At 75.6% G+C, this 17,034-nt stretch carries 14 protein-coding genes; 8 read left to right on the forward strand and 6 right to left on the reverse strand.

From position 1 onward, the window contains the following. Together ABTZ17_RS20355 and ABTZ17_RS20360 are read left to right on the forward strand one after the other, a co-directional pair. The coding region (locus tag ABTZ17_RS20355; protein WP_352197058.1) for a beta-glucosidase family protein at positions 1-2,433 on the forward strand (2,433 nt) is incomplete at its 5' end. A gap of 163 nt (positions 2,434-2,596) precedes the next feature. Further along, positions 2,597-3,259 carry a DedA family protein gene (locus ABTZ17_RS20360; protein ID WP_352197059.1) on the forward strand — a complete coding sequence of 221 codons (663 nt, stop codon included), beginning with the start codon at positions 2,597-2,599 and terminating at the stop codon, positions 3,257-3,259. 93 nt (positions 3,260-3,352) lie between these two features. Here ABTZ17_RS20360 and ABTZ17_RS20365 read toward each other — a convergent pair whose 3' ends face one another. After that, positions 3,353-3,901, reverse strand: a complete 549-nt coding sequence (locus ABTZ17_RS20365) for a gamma carbonic anhydrase family protein (protein WP_352197060.1) — start codon at positions 3,899-3,901, stop codon at positions 3,353-3,355. A 130-nt stretch (positions 3,902-4,031) separates the two neighbouring features. Between ABTZ17_RS20365 and ABTZ17_RS20370 the strand changes: the two genes are divergently transcribed. After that, entirely contained in the window at positions 4,032-4,784 is a 753-nt protein-coding gene (locus tag ABTZ17_RS20370) for an acyltransferase (protein ID WP_352197061.1), read from the forward strand. Positions 4,785-4,843: 59 nt separating this feature from the next. Here ABTZ17_RS20370 and ABTZ17_RS20375 read toward each other — a convergent pair whose 3' ends face one another. Further along, positions 4,844-5,254, reverse strand: coding sequence for a CoA-binding protein (locus ABTZ17_RS20375; protein ID WP_352197062.1), 411 nt, complete (start codon positions 5,252-5,254; stop codon positions 4,844-4,846). A 255-nt stretch (positions 5,255-5,509) separates the two neighbouring features. On the opposite strand from ABTZ17_RS20375, the gene ABTZ17_RS20380 reads away from it, so the two are divergent. Together ABTZ17_RS20380 and ABTZ17_RS20385 are read left to right on the forward strand one after the other, a co-directional pair. Then, entirely contained in the window at positions 5,510-6,103 is a 594-nt protein-coding gene (locus ABTZ17_RS20380; RefSeq protein WP_352197063.1) for a hypothetical protein, read from the forward strand. Positions 6,104-6,167: 64 nt separating this feature from the next. Beyond that, positions 6,168-6,797: a YigZ family protein gene (locus ABTZ17_RS20385; protein ID WP_352197064.1), complete on the forward strand. Its 630-nt coding sequence runs from the start codon at positions 6,168-6,170 to the stop codon at positions 6,795-6,797. Positions 6,798-6,835: 38 nt separating this feature from the next. Here the strand turns inward: ABTZ17_RS20385 and ABTZ17_RS20390 are convergent, their stop codons facing one another. After that, entirely contained in the window at positions 6,836-7,855 is a 1,020-nt protein-coding gene (locus ABTZ17_RS20390; RefSeq protein ID WP_352197065.1) for an enoyl-CoA hydratase/isomerase family protein, read from the reverse strand. A 364-nt stretch (positions 7,856-8,219) separates the two neighbouring features. On the opposite strand from ABTZ17_RS20390, the gene ABTZ17_RS20395 reads away from it, so the two are divergent. Both ABTZ17_RS20395 and ABTZ17_RS20400 read left to right on the forward strand, forming a co-directional pair. Next, a complete protein-coding gene (locus tag ABTZ17_RS20395) occupies positions 8,220-9,386 on the forward strand; it encodes an exonuclease SbcCD subunit D (protein ID WP_352197066.1) in 1,167 nt (388 codons plus the stop codon). After that, a complete protein-coding gene (locus ABTZ17_RS20400) occupies positions 9,383-12,397 on the forward strand; it encodes an AAA family ATPase (RefSeq protein WP_352197067.1) in 3,015 nt (1,004 codons plus the stop codon). The genes ABTZ17_RS20395 and ABTZ17_RS20400 overlap by 4 nt, the downstream gene beginning before the upstream one ends. Positions 12,398-12,428: 31 nt before the next feature. On the opposite strand, the gene ABTZ17_RS20405 is transcribed toward ABTZ17_RS20400, so the two are convergent. Then, a complete protein-coding gene (locus tag ABTZ17_RS20405) occupies positions 12,429-12,875 on the reverse strand; it encodes an Lrp/AsnC family transcriptional regulator (protein ID WP_352197068.1) in 447 nt (148 codons plus the stop codon). Between the two features lie 94 nt (positions 12,876-12,969). Between ABTZ17_RS20405 and ABTZ17_RS20410 the strand changes: the two genes are divergently transcribed. Further along, positions 12,970-13,482 carry a rhodanese-like domain-containing protein gene (locus ABTZ17_RS20410; protein WP_352197069.1) on the forward strand — a complete coding sequence of 171 codons (513 nt, stop codon included), beginning with the start codon at positions 12,970-12,972 and terminating at the stop codon, positions 13,480-13,482. 125 nt (positions 13,483-13,607) lie between these two features. Here the strand turns inward: ABTZ17_RS20410 and ABTZ17_RS20415 are convergent, their stop codons facing one another. Both ABTZ17_RS20415 and ABTZ17_RS20420 read right to left on the reverse strand, forming a co-directional pair. After that, a complete protein-coding gene (locus tag ABTZ17_RS20415) occupies positions 13,608-15,299 on the reverse strand; it encodes a DUF885 domain-containing protein (protein WP_352197070.1) in 1,692 nt (563 codons plus the stop codon). Between the two features lie 48 nt (positions 15,300-15,347). After that, entirely contained in the window at positions 15,348-16,799 is a 1,452-nt protein-coding gene (locus tag ABTZ17_RS20420; RefSeq protein WP_352197071.1) for a GNAT family N-acetyltransferase, read from the reverse strand. Positions 16,800-17,034: the final 235 nt, after the last annotated feature.

A 17,034-nucleotide genomic window follows, 5' to 3' on the forward strand; every position in this document is an offset into this window, starting at 1 on the left:
GTCCCGGCCGGGAGCGCCTCCGCGCTCCGCCGCGCCGCCCGCCCCGGCAGCGAGGCCCGGGTGGACGGGCTGCTGGCCCGGCTCACCCTGGACGAGAAGCTCGGCCTCCTGCACGGGGACCGCGATCCGGCGAGCCTCGGCCAGGCCGGGTACCTGCCGGGCGTGCCCCGGCTCGGCATCCCCCCGATCCGGCTGGCCGACGGCCCCGCCGGGGTCCGGGTGGCCCGGCCCGCCACCGCCCTACCCGCCCCCGTGATGCTGGCCTCCGCCTTCGACCCGGACCTGGCCCGCGAGTACGGCCGCACCATCGGCCGCGAGGGCCGCGCCCTCGGCCAGGACGTGCTGCTCTCGCCCATGGTCAACCTGATCCGGACCCCGTACGCGGGCCGTAACTTCGAGACCTTCTCCGAGGACCCGCGGCTCACGGAGGACCTGGTCGCCGAGGTGATCCGGGGCATCCAGGAGGAAGGGCTCATCGCCACCGTCAAGCACTTCGCGCTCAACAACCAGGAGGAGGGCCGCACCTCCGTCGACGTGATCGTCGGGGAACAGGCCCTCCACGAGACGGAACTGCGCGGCTTCGAGGCCGCCGTGGCCGCCGGCGCGGGCTCCGTGATGGGCGCCTACAACAAGGTGGCGGGCGTGCACGCCTGCGAGAGCAAGCCCCTCCTGGAGGACCTGCTGCGGGCCCGCTGGGGCTTCGACGGCTGGGTGATGTCCGACTGGGACGCCACCCACAGCACCGGCCCCGCCCTCGACGCCGGTCTGGACATGGAGATGCCCGCCGGGCGGCACTTCGGACCGGCCCTCAAGAAGGCCGTCACCGCCGGCTCCGTGCCGATGACGGGCGTGGACCGGGCGGTGCGCCGCATCCTCACCACCCTCGACCGCTTCGGCCTCCTCGACGGCGACCCGCCGCCGCGCCCGGCCCGCGACGCCGCCGCCGGGTCCGAGCTGGCCCGCAAGGTGGCCGTGGCCGGGGCGGTCCTGCTCCGCAACGAGAAGGGAACCCTCCCGCTGACCGGCCCGGCGGCCCGCTCCGTGGCCGTGATCGGCCCCACCGGAACGGTCCCCTTCGTCAGCGGCGGCGGCAGCGCCCACGTGGTCCCCGACCGCGCCGCGAGCCCCTACGAGGAGATCCGCGCCCGCGCCGGCAAGGGGGCCCGGGTGACCCGGGCCCTCGGCGAGGACCTGTACGGCCGCCCCATGCCCGGCGGACTGCTCGCCCCGGCGGTGGACCTCGACGAGCGGCAGGTGGCCCCCGGCGCCACCTGGACCTGGGAGGGCACCCTCACCCTGCCCGCGGAGGACGAGTGGACCCTGACGGTCCACTACACCGGAACCCGCCCGGCCGTGCTCCTCGACGGACAGGAACTCTTCCCCGTCCGGGCCGGGGTGGCCGAGTACTTCGCGGGCGGACTGCTCGGCACCGCCCCCGACGGCTCCACCGTGCGGCGGGCCACCGTCCGCCTCAGCCCCGGGGCCCACCGGATCGGGGTCACCGCCCTCGGCGGGGGCACCGGCCAGCGGTTCAGCCTCCGCCACACCACCCGCGCCACCCGCGAGGCCGACCTCACCGAGGCCGTCCGCACCGCACGCGCCGCGCACAGCGTGGTGCTCTTCGCCTACGAGGACGCCACCGAGGGCCGGGACCGGACCACCCTCGCGCTGCCGGGCGGCCAGCAGAAGCTGATCGAGGCCGTCACCGCCGTCAACCCGCGGACCACGGTGGTCCTCAACACCTCCTCCAGCACCACGATGCCCTGGCTGGCGAAGACGGGGGCCGTCCTCCAGATGTACTACCCGGGGCAGGAGGGCGCCGGAGCCACCGCGGCCGTCCTCTTCGGCGACGCCGACCCCGGCGGCCGGCTCACCCAGACCTTCCCGGCTGCCGAACAGCTCCACCCGGTGGCGGGGAACCCGCTGCGCTACCCGGGCGTCGGCGGACGCCAGGAGTACAGCGAAGGGGTGCACGTGGGGCACCGCTGGTACGACGCGCAGCGCGTGGTGCCGCTCTTCCCCTTCGGGCACGGGCTCTCCTACACCTCCTTCGCGTACAGCGCGCCCGTCGTGCGGGCCGAAGGGGACGGGGTCCGCGTGGAGTTCACCGTCCGCAACACCGGCCGCCGGGCCGGGACCGAGGTGGCCCAGGTCTACCTGGGTCCCTCCCCGGACCTCAGGCTGGACCAGCCGATCAGTCAACTGGCCGGGTACCGGCGGCTGGAGCTCAAGGCGGGGGAGTCCCGACGCGTACGGGTGGACCTGGACGCCCGCAGCCTCTCCTCCTGGGACCCGGCCCGACACGGTTGGGTGACCGGCACGGGCGCCCGGACGGTGTCCGTGGGCCGGTCCTCCCGGGAACTGCCGCTCCGGGCCACGGTCGTGGTGCCCGCGGCGGCGGGCGCGGGCCGGGCCGCTCCGGCGGGCGGCTGAGGGCCACCGACGGCGGTCGAGGGCGCCGGCTGACGGCGGGCCGGCCGACGGGGGCGGGCGGCCCGGCCCGCCCCCGGGGGGCGGGCCGGCGGGGCCCCGGCGAGCCGGTAGGCTGCCCGCCGTGCGCCGCAGGGGTCGCACCGGACGCGGGAGGATCCCACCAGTGCACATCCAGGAATGGCTCGAGACCGTCCCGGCGGTCAGCATCTACCTCCTGGTCGGCGTGGTCATCGGCCTGGAGAGCCTGGGCATCCCGCTGCCCGGCGAGATCATCCTGGTCAGCTCGGCGCTGCTCGCCTCCCAGCACGGGGAGATCGACCCCGTGGTCCTCGGCGTCTGCGCCAGCACCGGCGCCATCGTCGGCGACTCGATCGGCTACGCCATCGGCCGCAAGGGCGGCCGGCCGTTGCTGGCGAAACTGGAGCGGAAGTTCCCCAAGCACTTCAGCGCCTCGAACGTGGCGATGGCCGAGCGGTCCTTCGAGAAGTGGGGCGTGTGGGCCGTGTTCTTCGGCCGGTTCGTGGCTCTGCTGCGGATCTTCGCGGGCCCCCTGGCGGGCGTGCTGCACATGCCGTACTGGAAGTTCCTGCTCGCCAACGTCTTCGGCGGGATCCTGTGGGCGGGCGGCACCACGGCCGTCATCTACTACGTGGGCGTCGTGGCCGAGGCCTGGCTCAAGCGGTTCTCCTGGCTCGGGCTCGTCCTCGCGGTGCTGATCGGCCTCACCTCCCTGCTGGTCCTGAAGAACCGCGCGAAGAAGGCGGCGGCGGAGTCCGCCCCCACCGCCGCCCGGACCGAACAGCCGGTGACCGCGGCCGCCGAGTAGCCGTCGCGGCGGCCGTGCCCCGGCGCCGCGACCGCCCGGGCGGAGTTCCGCCCGGGCCGTCCGATCGGGTGCGGCCGGAGCCGCCGGCCCCGGTCAGTCCCGCGGGGCCGCCACGGCGTCCCGGTGCTGCTTCGCCAGCTCCGTGTACATGGTGGCGTTGAGCCGGATGCCCTCGCGTTCCTCCTCGGTCAGCTCCCGGCGCACCTTGGCGGGCACCCCCGCCACCAGCGAGCCGGGCGGGACCACCATGCCCTGCGGCACCAGGGCCTGCGCCGCCACCAGGGAACCGGCCCCGATCACGGCCCCGTTGAGCACCGTGGCGCCCATCCCGATCAGGCAGTCGTCCTCCACCGTGCAGCCGTGCACCACGGCGTTGTGCCCGATGGACACCCGCTCGCCGATGGTCACGGGGAAGCCCGGGTCCACGTGCAGGGTGCAGTTGTCCTGCACGTTGCTGTCCGCCCCGAGGACGATGGGTCCGCAGTCCGCCCGCAGCACCGCCGAGTACCAGACGCTGGTGCCGGCCGCGAGGGTCACGTCCCCGACCACCACGGAGGTCGGGGCGGTGAACGCCCCCGGGTCCACCCGCGGGGCCTTGCCGCCGACGCCCGCGATGAGGGGCCGCTCCGCCTGACTGCTCATGCTCTCTCCCTTTGGATCTCGTACCGCGCCCCCTGCACGGTAGGCCACGCGGCGCGGACCGCGGCCGATGGGGTGAAGATCACAGCCCGGCGGCCCGGACGCGGTGGCGGGGCCGCACTACCGTGGCCGGGTGCCGAAGAACCAGAACACGTTCTCATCGCCGGCGGTCTGGGGCCGGCGGGCCGCCTCCCGCGCGGCCCACGCCGCCTGGCGCTTCATGCAGCGGGCCGGGGCCGTGACCGCGGAGACGCCCGGCGACCTCCGGTTCGCCGCCATCGGCACCGGGACCCGGCTGGCCTTCCCGCAGGGCACCGTCTTCGGCGAACAGTGGATCCGCCTCGGCAGCCACTGCATCATCGGCGAGCAGGTCACCCTGACGGCCGGGATGATGCCGGGCCTGGACCTGGGACCGGAACCGCTGCTGGTGCTGGGCGACGGGGTGGTCCTCGGCCGCGACACGCACATCATCGCGGACACCCGGATCACCATCGGCTCGGACACCTTCTTCGGGCCCGGGGTGTACGTGACCTCCACCAACCACAGCTACGACGACCCGCACGAGCCCGTCGGCCGGCAGTGGCCGCGCAGCGCCCCGGTGGAGATCGGTCCCGGCTGCTGGCTGGGCACCGGCTCGGTGGTGCTGCCCGGGGCCCGGCTGGGCCGCAACGTGGTGGTGGCCGCCGGTTCCGTGGTGCGGGGCGAGGTCCCCGACCACGCGGTGGTGGCGGGCGCGCCGGCGCGCATCGTGCGCCGCTGGGACCGGGAGGCGGGCTGGCAGCCGCCGCTGCGCACCCCGGCGCCCGTCCCGATCCCGGACCACGTGACCCCCGAGCAGCTGGTCGCCCTCGCCGAGGCCGAGCGGGCCGGGGAACTGCCGGCCTGAGGATCCGGCCGGGGGAGGGGCGGGGCCTCCGCCCGGCTCCGGACCCCGCCCCGCCCCGGTCAGGCGGCCAGGGTCGGGATCTCGATGGCGGGGCAGCGGTCCATGACCATGTCGAGGCCGGCCGCCCGGGTCCGCTCGAAGGCGTCCTCGTCCACCACGTCGAGCTGGAACCAGACCGCCCGGGCGCCCGCCGCCACGGCCTCGTCGGCCACCTGCCCGGCCAGGGAGCTGTTCACGAACACGTCCACCACGTCGATCGCGAACGGCACCTCCGCCAGCGAGGCGTAGCCCCGCTCCCCGTGCACCGTCTCCGCCTTGGGGTGGATCGGCACGATCCGCTTGCCGTGGCGCTGGAGGATCCGCGCCACCCCGTAGGCGGCCCGGTCGGGGTTGTTCGAGAGTCCCACCACGGCCCAGGTGTCGCCGAGTTCGGTGAGGATCTTGCGGATGGTCGCGGGGTCGCCGTACACGGGCCGCCTCCTGTGCTGCCGGGGTGACTGGGGTGCTCCGGCGGAGGCCGGGGCTTCGTGGGCGACAACCCGCCCGCCGGTCCCGGGATTCCCGCGCGGCGGCCCACCGGCGCCGGGTGGATCAGGTCCGTCGGGTGACGGGCCGCGGAGATCGGGGGCCTTGGGCCGTCCGCTTCGGGACCTTCGGCGTAAAGGGGAGGTCAAAGATCGGATAGCTTGTGAATGTATTCACAAGCCGCTCGGAAGGTTACCCCCATGGCCTCCTCCACCGCCCCCGCCCCGACCCGCCCGGCCGCCCCCACGACCCGCTCCGGCGCGACCGCCACCGCCGACGCGACCGCCGCCCGGCCCGCCGTGCCGTCGCACCGGGCGGTCCGGATCTCCCTCGCCGCCCTCCGGGCCCTGCTCGCCTGGACCTTCCTGTGGCCCTTCCTGGACAAGCTCTTCGGCCTGGGCTTCGCCACCCCCTCGGAGAAGTCCGTGCTCAACGGCGGCTCGCCCACCGAGGGCTTCCTCTTCCACGGGACGAAGGGCCCCTTCGCCCACGCCTTCGACTCCGTGGCCGGGGCCTGGTGGTTGGACCTGCTGTTCATGCTCGGACTGCTCGGCGTGGGACTGGCCTTCGCCCTCGGCATCGGGATGCGCGCGGCCACCGCGGCCTGCGCCCTGATGATGGCCTCCATGTGGCTGGTCACCCTCCAGCCCGCCACCAACCCGATCACCGACGACCACTGGATGATCGCCCTCGCGGCCGTGGTCCTGACCGTGTGCCGGGCCGGGGACCACTTCGGGCTGGGCGCCGCCTGGCGCCGCACCCCCCTCGTCCGCCGCTTCGGGCTGCTGGCCTGACCGGGTCGCCCCGGCCGGGGCCCGTCCGGCGGAGCCCCGCCGGACGGGCCCTTAGGGTGAGTGGGTGAAGGCAGACCAGTACGTGACGGTGGCCCGCGAGGGCGTGCACGAATCCGAGATCAACCGCTCCCGCTTCCTCTGCTCCCTCGCCCCCGCGGCGACCGAGGAGGAGGCCCAGGCGTTCGTGGCCCGGATCCGGCGGGAACACCCCACCGCCTCCCACAACTGCTTCGCGTACGTGGTCGGCGCCGACGCCTCCGTGCAGAAGGCGAGCGACGACGGGGAACCCGGGGGCACCGCAGGGGTCCCCATGCTCCAGATGCTGATGCGCCGCGAGGTCCGCTACGTCGTGGCCGTGGTCACCCGCTACTACGGCGGGGTCAAGCTCGGCGCGGGCGGCCTGATCCGCGCCTACGGCGGCGTGGTCGGCGAAGCCCTGGACGCCCTCGGCACCGTCACCCGGCACCGCTACCGCCTGGCCACCGTCACCGTCGACCACCAGCGGGCCGGGAAGACCCAGAACGACCTGCGCGCCACCGGCCGCACCGTCCTCGACGTCCGCTACGGCGAGGCCGTCGCCATCGAGATCGGGCTCCCCGAGGCGGACGTCGAGCCCTTCCGCGCCTGGCTGGCCGACACCACCGCCGGGACCGCCGGGTTCGAGCTCGGCGGAGAGGCGTACGGCGAGGGCTGAGCCCGACGGGGCGCACCGACGGGCACGCCCCCACCCGCTCAGAACAGCGGACCCGCCGGGGCGAAGTGCGCCTCGACCGCCGCCTCCGTCACCTCGGCCAGGGAGGCCGGGGACCAGCGGGGCCGCCGGTCCTTGTCCACCACCTGCGCCCGCACCCCCTCGGGCAGGTCCGGGCCGGCCAGCGCGGCCGTGGACACCCGCCACTCCTGTTCCAGGCACTGTTCGAGGGTGTCCAGGGCGCGGGCCCGCCGGAGCGCCGCCAGCGTCACCTTCACCGCGGTGGGGGAGTGCCCGAGGATCCGCTCCGCGGCCTCCTTCGGCTCCGGCTCCCCGTGGGACCGCAGCCGTTCCACGATCTCCTCGACCGAGTCCGCGGCGTAACAGGAGTCGATCCACTCCCGAGCGTCGGCCAGTACGGACGGCCCGGCGGGAGTCTCCCGACCGGCGAGGGCCGCCGCCGGGTCCGCGCCCCCGCCCAGGGCGGCCGTCAGCTCCGGCAGCAGCGCGGCGGGCACGTGGTGGTCGGCGAACCCGCACAGCAGCGCGTCCGCCCCGCCCATCGCCGTCGCGGTCAGCGCCAGGTGCGTGCCCAGTTCCCCGGGGGCCCGGCTCAGCAGGCGGGTTCCGCCGACGTCCGGCACGAAACCGATGCCCACCTCCGGCATCGCCACCCGGGACCGCTCCGTGACCACCCGGACGCTCCCGTGCGCCGACAGCCCGACCCCGCCGCCCATGACGATCCCGTCCATGAGCGCCACCCACGGCTTCGGGAACCGCGCGATCCGCGCGTTCAGCCGGTACTCGTCCCGCCAGAAGCCCGCCGCCTCCGCCCGGTCGCCCAGGGCGGACTCCCGGATCGCCCGGATGTCCCCGCCCGCGCAGAGCCCGCGGTCACCGGCCCCGTCGAGGACCACGGCCGTCACGGCCGGATCGGGTTCCCACGCGTCGAGCGCGGCGTCGATGCGCCGCACCATGTCGTGGGTGAGGGCGTTCAGGGCCCCGGGACGGTCGAGGGTGATGCGCCCCACGGCGCCGGACCTGCGCAGGAGTACCGACATGAGCCCGAGCATACGAGCGCGCGGGCCCCCGGAGCGGCCCCGTTCCGCACCGACCACCGGACCGTCGGACGTGTCCCTCACCACACCGCCCTCCTCGCGCTCCGCACCGGAGCGGGCGCGCGCGTACCGGTCCCGCACACCACCCCCGGCCTCCCCCGCCGCACCCGGTACGGCCGCCACCCCGCGCGGGGGATCCGGCGGGCGGTCCCCGGGGGGTCGGGGCCGGTGGCAGACTGAGGTGGGTGGTGGTCCCGGTGATCCGGGGCACCGGCGTGACGGGGGAAGGCCGTGAGCCCGTCGGGTCCCGCGGCGAACGGAGCCGCCGGGGCGAAGGAACGCGGGTCGGAGGGTCGGAGCGGGTCGAGTGAAGTTTCTGCACACCTCCGACTGGCACCTCGGCCGGTCCTTCCACCGCGTCGGCCTGCTCGACGCCCAGGCCACCTTCCTCGACCACCTCGTCGAGACCGCCCGCGCCCACGAGGTCGACGCCGTCCTCGTCGCCGGCGACGTCTACGACCGGGCCGTGCCCCCACTGGCCGCCGTCGAGCTCTACGACCGCGCCCTGCACGCCCTGGCCGGACTCGGCGTCCCCACCGTCATGATCTCCGGCAACCACGACTCGGCCCGCCGCCTCGGCGTCGCCTCCGGCCTCCTCGGCCGCGCCGGCATCCACCTGCGCACCGACCCGGCGGGCTGCGCCGACCCGGTCCTGCTCTCCGACGAACACGGCGAGGTGGCCCTGTACGGGCTCCCCTATCTGGAACCCGCCCTGGTCAAGGACGCCCTGGGGGCCGCGCAGGCCGGCCACGAGGCCGTCCTCGGCGCCGCGATGGACCGGATCCGCGCCGATCTGGCCGGCCGCGCCCCCGGCACCCGCTCCGTGGTCCTCGCGCACGCCTTCGTGACGGGCGGGCAGCCCAGCGACAGCGAACGCGACATCACCGTCGGCGGCGTGGACTCGGTGCCCGCCGGCCTCTTCCACGGGGTCGACTACGTGGCCCTCGGCCACCTCCACGGCTGTCAGGCCGTCACCGAACGGATCCGCTACTCCGGCTCCCCGCTCGCGTACTCCTTCTCCGAGGCCACGCACCGCAAGACGATGTGGCTGGTCGGACTCGGCCCCGCCGGCGAGGTGACGGCCGAACGCCTCGACCTGCCCGTGCCCCGCCCCCTGGCCCGCCTCCGCGGCTCCCTCGACCAGCTCCTCGACGACCCGGCCCACACCCGCCACGAGGAGTCCTGGGTCGAGGCCACCCTCACCGACCCGGTCCGCCCCGCCGAACCCATGGCCCGGCTCGCCGGACGCTACCCGCACGTCCTCAGCCTCGTCTTCGACCCGCAGGGCGCCGACGCCGAGACCACCGGCTCCTACGCCGAACGCGTCCGCGGCCGCACCGACCAGGAGATCGCGGAGGACTTCGTCGCCCACGTCCGCGGCGGCGGCGCCCCCGACCCCGCCGAACGGGCCGTCCTCCGCGACGCGTTCGACGGGGCCCGCGCCGAGGAAGCGCTACAGGAGACCGGCCGATGAGACTGCACCGCCTCGCCCTGACCGCCTTCGGCCCCTTCGCCGCCCCCCAGGAGATCGACTTCGACGCCCTCTCCGCCGCCGGGATCTTCCTCCTGCACGGGCCCACCGGAGCCGGCAAGACCTCCGTCCTCGACGCCGTCTGCTTCGCCCTCTACGGCTCCGTGCCCGGCAGCCGGCAGACCCCCGGCGGCGGGCTCCGCAGCGATCACGCCGACCCGGCCGTCCCCACCGAAGTGGTCCTGGAGTTCACCGCCGGCGGCCGCCGCCTCGAACTCACCCGCAGCCCCGAACAACCCCGCCCCAAGAAGCGCGGCACCGGCACCACCCGCGACAAGGCCCGCTGCCAACTCCGCGAGCACACCGCCGACGGGGGCTGGAAGGCCCTCAGCCGCTCCCACCAGGAGACCGGCGCCGAGATCGAACAGCTCCTCGGCATGAGCCGCGAACAGTTCTGCCAGGTCGTCCTCCTCCCGCAGGGCGACTTCGCCCGCTTCCTGCGCGCCGACGCCGAGGACCGCGGCCGGCTCCTCGGGCGGCTCTTCGACACCCGTCGCTTCGCCGCCGTGGAGCGTCAGCTCGCCGACCGCCGCCGGTCCGCCGAGGAGCAGGTGCGCTCCGGCGACGAACGCGTCCTGGGCACCGCCCAGCGCCTGGCCCAGGCCGCCGGGGACGGCGCCGACCTCCGGGCCCGCCCGCTCGCCCCCCTCACCCCCGGCGATCCGGGCCTCGGCGAGGAGGTCCTGTCCTGGGCCGCCGTCGCCCGCTCCGACGCCCGGGAACGCCTCACCATCGCCCGGTACGCCCTCGCCGCCGCCGAGGACCGCCACGAACGGGCCCGCCACGCCCTGGAGGAGAGCCGCGAACTCGACCGGCTCCAGCGCCGGCACGCCGAAACCCTCCGCCGGGCCGACGCCCTCGCCGCCGACGCCCCGGCGCGCGAGGAGGCCCAGCGGCTCCTGGACCGCTCCCTGCGGGCCGACCGCGTCCTGCCCTCCCTCGAACTGCGCCAGGCCGCCGCTGCCGCCCTGCGGGCCGCCGCCACCGCCGACGCCGGGGCCCGCGCCCAGCTCCCCCCGGCCCTCGCCGAAGCGGGTGCCGAGCAGCTCGACACCATGGAGAAGCGGCTCAGCGAGGAGTACGGCGCCCTCACCGCCGCCGAACGGGACGAGCGGCGCAGCGCGGAGATCGGCCGCGAACGCGCCGCGCTCGACCGCGAGGGCCGGGCCGCCGAGGACCTCCTCCAGGAGACCGAGACCTGGCTGGCCGGTTGGGAGCGCACCCGGGAGTCCCTGCGCGCCGCCGTCGACACCGCCCAGCAGGCCGCGACCCGCGCCGAACAGCTCGCCGGACGCCTGGAACCGGCCCGCCTCCAACTGGCCGCGGCCCGCCGCCGCGACGCCCTGGCCGCCGACGCGGACACCGCCGCCACCGACCTGGCCGGTGCCAGGGAGACCGCCGGAGCGGCCCGCGAACACTGGCTGGAACTGAAGGAGGCGCGCCTCCTCGGCATCGCCGCCGAACTGGCCGCCGCCCTGGCCCCGGGAACCCCCTGCGCGGTCTGCGGCTCCGCGGAGCACCCGCACCCGGCCCGTCCGGTGCCCGGACAGGTGGACCGGGCCGCCGAGGACGCCGCCCGCGCCCGCTACGAGGAGGCCGACGAGCGCCGGGCCGCCGCCGAGCGCCGGCTCGCCGCCGTCCGCGAGGCCGGGGCCGAGGCGGCCGCCGTCGCGGGCACCGCCACCACCGCCGAACTCCACGCCCTCACCGGGACCCTGGCCCGCGAGCACGCCGAGGCCCACACCACCGCCGGCGGCCTCCACCGCGCCCGCGAGGCCCTCACCACCGCCGAACGGGAACAGGAGCACCGCATCGAAGGCCGCCGGCTCGCCGAACAGCGCGCCGCCGCCCGGCACTCCCGCCGCGAGGCCCTGGACCGGGAGCAGCAGGCCCTGGAGGCCGAACTCGCCCGGCTCCGCGGCGACGCCCCCACCATCGGCGACCGCGCCCGCCTGCTGGCCCACCGGATCCGGCTGGTCGCCGGGGCCGCCCGGGCCGCCCGCGAGGCCGACGCCGCCGCCCGCCGCCTCAAGGAGGCCGACGACCGGCTGGCCGACGCCGCCTTCAGGGCCGGGTTCGACACCACCGACGAGGCCGCCGCCTCCGTCCTCACCGAGCAGGTCCGCCGCTCCTGCCGGCACCGGCTGGACGCCTGGCAGGCCGAGGAGTCCGCGCTCGCCGAGCGCCGTGCCGAGACGGGCACCGCGGCCGCCGCCGAGCTGCCCCCGGCCCGCCCCGAGGTCGCCGAGACGGCCGCCGCCCGGACCGCGGCCCTGCTGCGGACCGCCGCCTCCGCCGCCGACGCGGCCCGGCAGCGCTGCGCCGAGGTGGACCGGCTCTCCCGGCAGGCCGCCGTGGAACTGCGCGGCCTGGGCCCGCTGCGCGAGGAGTACGAGCGGGTGGCCCGGCTCGCCGCCCTCACCGCGGGCACCTCGGCCGACAACGAGCGCCGCATGCGCCTGGAGTCGTACGTGCTCGCGGCCCGGCTGGAGCAGGTGGCCGCCGCCGCGACCGTGCGGCTGCTGCGGATGTCCGGCGGCCGCTACACCCTCGTGCACTCCGACGACCGGGCCGGCGGACGGGGCCGCTCGGGCCTCGGCCTGCACGTGGTCGACTCCTGGACGGGCCGGGCCCGGGACACCGCCACCCTGTCCGGCGGCGAGACCTTCTTCGCCTCGCTCGCCCTGGCCCTCGGCCTCGCCGACGTGGTCACCGACGAGGCGGGCGGGCTGCGCCTGGACACCCTCTTCATCGACGAGGGCTTCGGCAGCCTCGACGAACAGGCCCTGGACGAGGTGCTCGACGTGCTCGACTCGCTGCGCGAACGGGACCGGAGCGTGGGCATCGTCAGTCACGTGGGGGACCTGCGGAGCCGGGTCCCGGCCCAACTGGAGGTCGTGAAGCGGCGCGGCGGCTCCTCGGTCCGGCACCACACCGGGTCGGCCGCGGGCTGACCGGTGCCGCTCGCGCGGCCCGGTGCGGGCCTCAGGGGCTGAGCGGTCGCCGGGGCAGCGGGGAGGAGTACACCACGTTCGTGGTCACGGAACCGAGCCCGGAGATCCGGCCGGTGATCTCCTCCAGGTGCCCCATGGAGCGGGCCGTCACCTTGAGCACGAAGCAGTCGTCGCCCGTGATGTGGTGGGCCTCCAGGACCTCGGGGGTGGAGTCCAGGAGGTCGTGGAAGGGCTTGTAGTTGCCGTGCGGGTAGCGCAGCCGGACCAGCGCCATGATCGGTTTGCCCAGGCGTTCCGGGTCCACGACGGCCGTGTACCCGGTGATCACGCCCGCCTCCTCCAGGCGCCGCACCCGCTCGGTCACCGCACTCGGGGACATGGCCACCGCGCGGGCCAGCTCGGCGAAACTCGCCCGGCCGTCGCGTTGCAGGGCCTCCAGGATGCGCCAGTCGGTGGCGTCAGGGGAATAGCCGCTCATACCCCAGGAATAGCAGGGGAATCGGTGGTCCAACAAGTGATACGCCGGGGAAACCCACTTCCCGGGGATGATCTTCGACCGTAGATTTCCTGCCATGACGACGACGCAGCACACCGCGCCCCAGACCACCGCCAACCCCGTCCTGCGGGTGCCCCCGGCCTCCCCGGCCGCGGCCGCCGCCTACTTCGCCGCGAGCCTGGCCTTCCACGCCGACGTGTCCGACGTCGCCGCCGCCTTCAAGGCCCACCGCGAGCAGGGCGCCGAGCTGGGCTTCGTCCTGGTGGACTCGCGTTCCACCCCCTCCTGGGACCAGGCGCACGTGCCCGGCGCGATCCACCTGCCCACCGCGCTCGTCCCCGAGCAGGCCGAGCGGCTGCTCGACAAGGCGGTGCCGGTCGTCACGTACTGCTGGGGACCGGGCTGCAACGGCGGCACCCGCGCCGCCCTCGCCCTCGCCGAACTCGGCTACCAGGTGAAGGAGATGCTCGGCGGCATCGAGTACTGGATCCGGGAGGGCTTCGAGGTGGAGACCTGGCAGGGCCCGCAGCAGCGCGAGCAGGCCGACCCGCTGACCTCCCCGGTGGACGCGGACGACTGCGGCTGCTGACCGCGCCCCGCGCCGACGGCCGACGGGCCGCCCGCCTCGGGAGGAGGCGGGTGGCCCGTCGGTCCGTCACGGGGTCCGGCTCGTCACGCCGACCGGCCGGTCACCGGGTCCGGCCGACGGCCCGGTCAGAGCTTGGACAGCTCGTCCACCAGGTCGTCCAGGCCCAGGGAACCCTGCGACAGCGCGGCCATGTGCCAGGACTTCAGGTCGAAGGACTCGCCGTGGGCCGCGCGCGCCCGGTCCCGGCCCAGCAGCCAGGCCCGCTCGCCCAGTTTGTAGCCGATCGCCTGGCCCGGCATCGACAGGTACCGGGTCAGCTCGCTGGCCACGAAGTCCGCGGGCCGGCCGCTGTGCAGGCCGAAGAACTCCTGCGCCAGGTCCGGGGTCCAGGTCTCGCCCGGGTGGAAGGGCGAGTCCGCGGGGATCTCCAGACCCAGGTGCATGCCGATGTCCACGATGACCCGGCAGGCCCGCATCATCTGGCAGTCCAGGTAGCCCAACCGCTGCTCGGCGTCCTTGAGGAAGCCCAGCTCGTCCATCAGGCGCTCGGCGTACAGCGCCCAGCCCTCGGCGTTGGCGCTGACGATGCCGACGGTCGCCTGGTAGCGGGAGAGCCGGTCGGCCACGTGCACCCACTGCGCGAGCTGCAGGTGGTGACCCGGGACGCCCTCGTGGTACCAGGTGGAGACCAGGTCGTACACGGGGAAGCGGGTGGCGCCCATGGTCGGCAGCCAGGTCCGGCCCGGCCGGGAGAAGTCCTCCGAGGGGCTGGTGTAGTACGGGGCCGCCGCGCCGCCGGGCGGGGCGATCCGCGACTCCACCCGGCGGACCCGCTCGGCCAGCTCGAAGTGGGTGCCGTCCAGCGCCTCCACGGCCTCGTCCATCAGGCCCTGGAGCCAGGTGCGGACCTCGTCCACGCCCTCGATGTGGGTGCCGTGCTCGTCCAGGTGGGCCAGCGCCTCCCAGGGGCCGGCGCCGGGCAGGATCTTGGCGGCCTCGGCCTTCATCTCGCCGAGCAGCCGGTGGTACTCGGACCAGCCGTAGGCGTACGCCTCGTCCAGGTCCAGGTCGGTGCCGTTGAAGTAGCGGGACCAGCGGGCGTACCGCTCCCGGCCCACGGTGTCCGGGCGGCCCGCGACGGCCGGCGCGTACGTGCCGGCCATCCAGTCGCGCAGCTCCACCACGGCCGCGGTGGCACCGGCCGCCGCCGCGTCCAGCTCGGCCCGCAGCGACGCCGGGCCGCGGGCGGCGAACTCCTCGAAGAAAGCCGGTCCCTCGGCCTCGCCCGCCCAGGAGCCCAGCTGCTCCACGAACACGGCGGTGGGACGGGGCGGCCCGTACAGACCGCGCTCCAGGCCCAGTTCCAGGGAGGCCCGGTATCCCGCGAAGGCGTCGGGGACGGCCCGCAGGCGCTCCGCGATGGCCGCCCAGTCCGCCTCGGTCTCCGCCGGGGTGAGGGTGAAGATCTCCCGCACCGAGTGCACGGGCGAGTGGATGTTGCTGACGGCCATGAGGTCCTCGTCGGCCTCGTGCACCGCCAGCTCGGCGGTCAGCCGCTCGCGGAGCAGCCGGGCGCAGCGGCGCTCGGCGTCGCTGTCCGCGCCGGGCAGGGCCTCCGCGGCCGCCAGCTTCTCCAGGGTGGTGCGGGCCAGGTCCGCGAGGGCGGCCCGACCGGCGGGCGAGAAGTCGGGCAGCTTCGAGGAGCTCTCCGCGACGCCGAGGTAGGTGCCGGTGAGGGGGTCGAGGGCGACGAGGTCGTCGACGTAGGCGTCGGCGACCTGGCGGGGCAGCTGGCTGCCGGGGTGGGAAACTGACATGGGGCCATCTTCGTACGAAGAAAGGCCCCACGTCACCACCGTCCGAGCTCAGCGACCTGACGGGCCCGTCCACGGGGTCGGGCCGGCCCCGGGCACCCGGGAGGGCGCCGCGGCGGTGTCGAGCCGGGCCGTGATCACCAGCGTGCCCTCCTCGATCTGGTAGTCGAGCGGCAGGCCGAGCCCCCGCATCGCGGCCACCATCCCGGTGTTGGACGCCTGGGTGACGGCGTAGACGCTGTCGCACCCGGCCTCGACGGCCTGGTCGACGAGACGGCGCAGCAGCTCCGAGCCGATGCCGCGGCGCTGCCAGTCGTCCTCGATGAGCAGGGCCACCTCGGTCTCGTCCCCGTCCCAGAGCAGGTGGCCGAGGGCGACCAGGCGCCCGGAGGCGGTGGTGGCGGCCAGGGTCCGGCCGAACCGCGGGCTCAGCAGGTGCCCCAGGTAGCGGTCGGCGTCGGCGACCGGGCCGTGGTAGCGCAGCCCGAGGGTGCGCGGGGAGCAGCGGTCGTGCATCGCGCGGGCCGCCGTCAGGTCGGTGGGGTCGGCGCGGCGCACGGTGATCTCGTTGCCCTCGGGCAGGGTCAGGACGTCCTCGCTGCGCGGTACGCGGGGTCCGAGTCGGGCGTCCAGCTCGACCAGGGCGCGGGCCCGGGCGAACTCGGTCGGGGTGAAGGGCAGGTAGGGGCGCTCGACGGTGATGACCCCGCCCGCCGGATCGCGCAGCCGCATCACGGTGGTCTCCAGGACGCCCTCCACCGGGGCGTCGAGTCCGGTGGGACGGCCGGACAGGGTCGTGGCGGGCAGCGAGTGGATGGTGCAGCGGCCCAGCAGCTGCCGCAGGGCGAGGGGCAGTTCGGCGGCGTCGAGGGCGGTGCGGGTGGCCAGTCCCAGGATCCGGGTGGGCGCGTCGACCAGGTCGTGCGCGTCTGCCCGCTCGGTCCAGGTGCTGTGCCCGCCGGCGCGGGCCACGGCCCGGGTCAGCTCGGCGGCCGTCAGGGACTGCGGGGCCCGGAGCAGGAACTCGTCCACGGTGCCCTCGGCCAGCGGATGCGTCTGGAGGGTGAGGATGTCCACGCCCTGTCCGGCGAGGGCCGTGCACAGCGTAGCGAGGCTGCCCGGCTCGTCGCGCACGGTGGTCCGCATCCGCCAGAGCGCGGCCGGCTTGTCCGAGGTTCCCCGGGTCGCGCCGACGGCGGGCCCGGTGGGGTCCGGGGGAGGGGCCAGCGGGGGTGCGTGGCTGTGGCGGCGGGCCCACCAGGTGTGGAAGGCGGCCGTGGTCAGCAGCACCAGGGCGGAGCAGAGCAGCAGCACCGGCCCGTCCGGACCGTGGGCGATGGTGTTGGCCACGGCGTCGGCCACGGCCACCGCCACGAACAGCGCGGCGAGTTCGACCACGTCGCGGCGCCAGTGGTGGCGGCGGGCACGTCGGGGCGCGGCGGAGGCACCGACGGCGGGGCGGGTGACGGGGCGGGCGGATCCGGGAGAGTTCTGCTCAGTCATGCACACCACTGTGGTCGAGCGGTATTGCGTGATCACGAACGTCTTGTGACCGATGGGTTAAGCGTCGATCTGCTCGGTTTCGTCCGGTTTTCATGGAGGTTTCCCGGGGTGGAGGTGGGGGTGGGGCGCGGTGGGGGTGAGGTGGCAGGCAGGCCAGGGGGGCGGGTTCGGCCCGGAGCCCGGAGGCGGGAGGCGGGACTGTGGGAGTGCGGTCCGGTCCCGTGCCCCGGTCGTC

Source organism: Streptomyces sp. NPDC097619 (assembly GCF_040302735.1).
Classification (GTDB): domain Bacteria; phylum Actinomycetota; class Actinomycetes; order Streptomycetales; family Streptomycetaceae; genus Streptomyces.

Bases quoted from the DNA above. Each gene is read 5' to 3' on its own strand.
- ABTZ17_RS20380 (WP_352197063.1), top strand. From the start codon at position 5,510: ATGGCCTCCTCCACCGCCCCCGCCCCGACCCGCCCGGCCGCCCCCACG.
- ABTZ17_RS20410 (WP_352197069.1), top strand. From the start codon at position 12,970: ATGACGACGACGCAGCACACCGCGCCCCAGACCACCGCCAACCCCGTC.
- ABTZ17_RS20415 (WP_352197070.1), bottom strand. From the start codon at position 15,299: ATGTCAGTTTCCCACCCCGGCAGCCAGCTGCCCCGCCAGGTCGCCGAC.
- ABTZ17_RS20400 (WP_352197067.1), top strand. From the start codon at position 9,383: ATGAGACTGCACCGCCTCGCCCTGACCGCCTTCGGCCCCTTCGCCGCC.
- ABTZ17_RS20365 (WP_352197060.1), bottom strand. From the start codon at position 3,901: ATGAGCAGTCAGGCGGAGCGGCCCCTCATCGCGGGCGTCGGCGGCAAG.
- ABTZ17_RS20390 (WP_352197065.1), bottom strand. From the start codon at position 7,855: ATGTCGGTACTCCTGCGCAGGTCCGGCGCCGTGGGGCGCATCACCCTC.
- ABTZ17_RS20420 (WP_352197071.1), bottom strand. From the start codon at position 16,799: ATGACTGAGCAGAACTCTCCCGGATCCGCCCGCCCCGTCACCCGCCCC.
- ABTZ17_RS20405 (WP_352197068.1), bottom strand. From the start codon at position 12,875: ATGAGCGGCTATTCCCCTGACGCCACCGACTGGCGCATCCTGGAGGCC.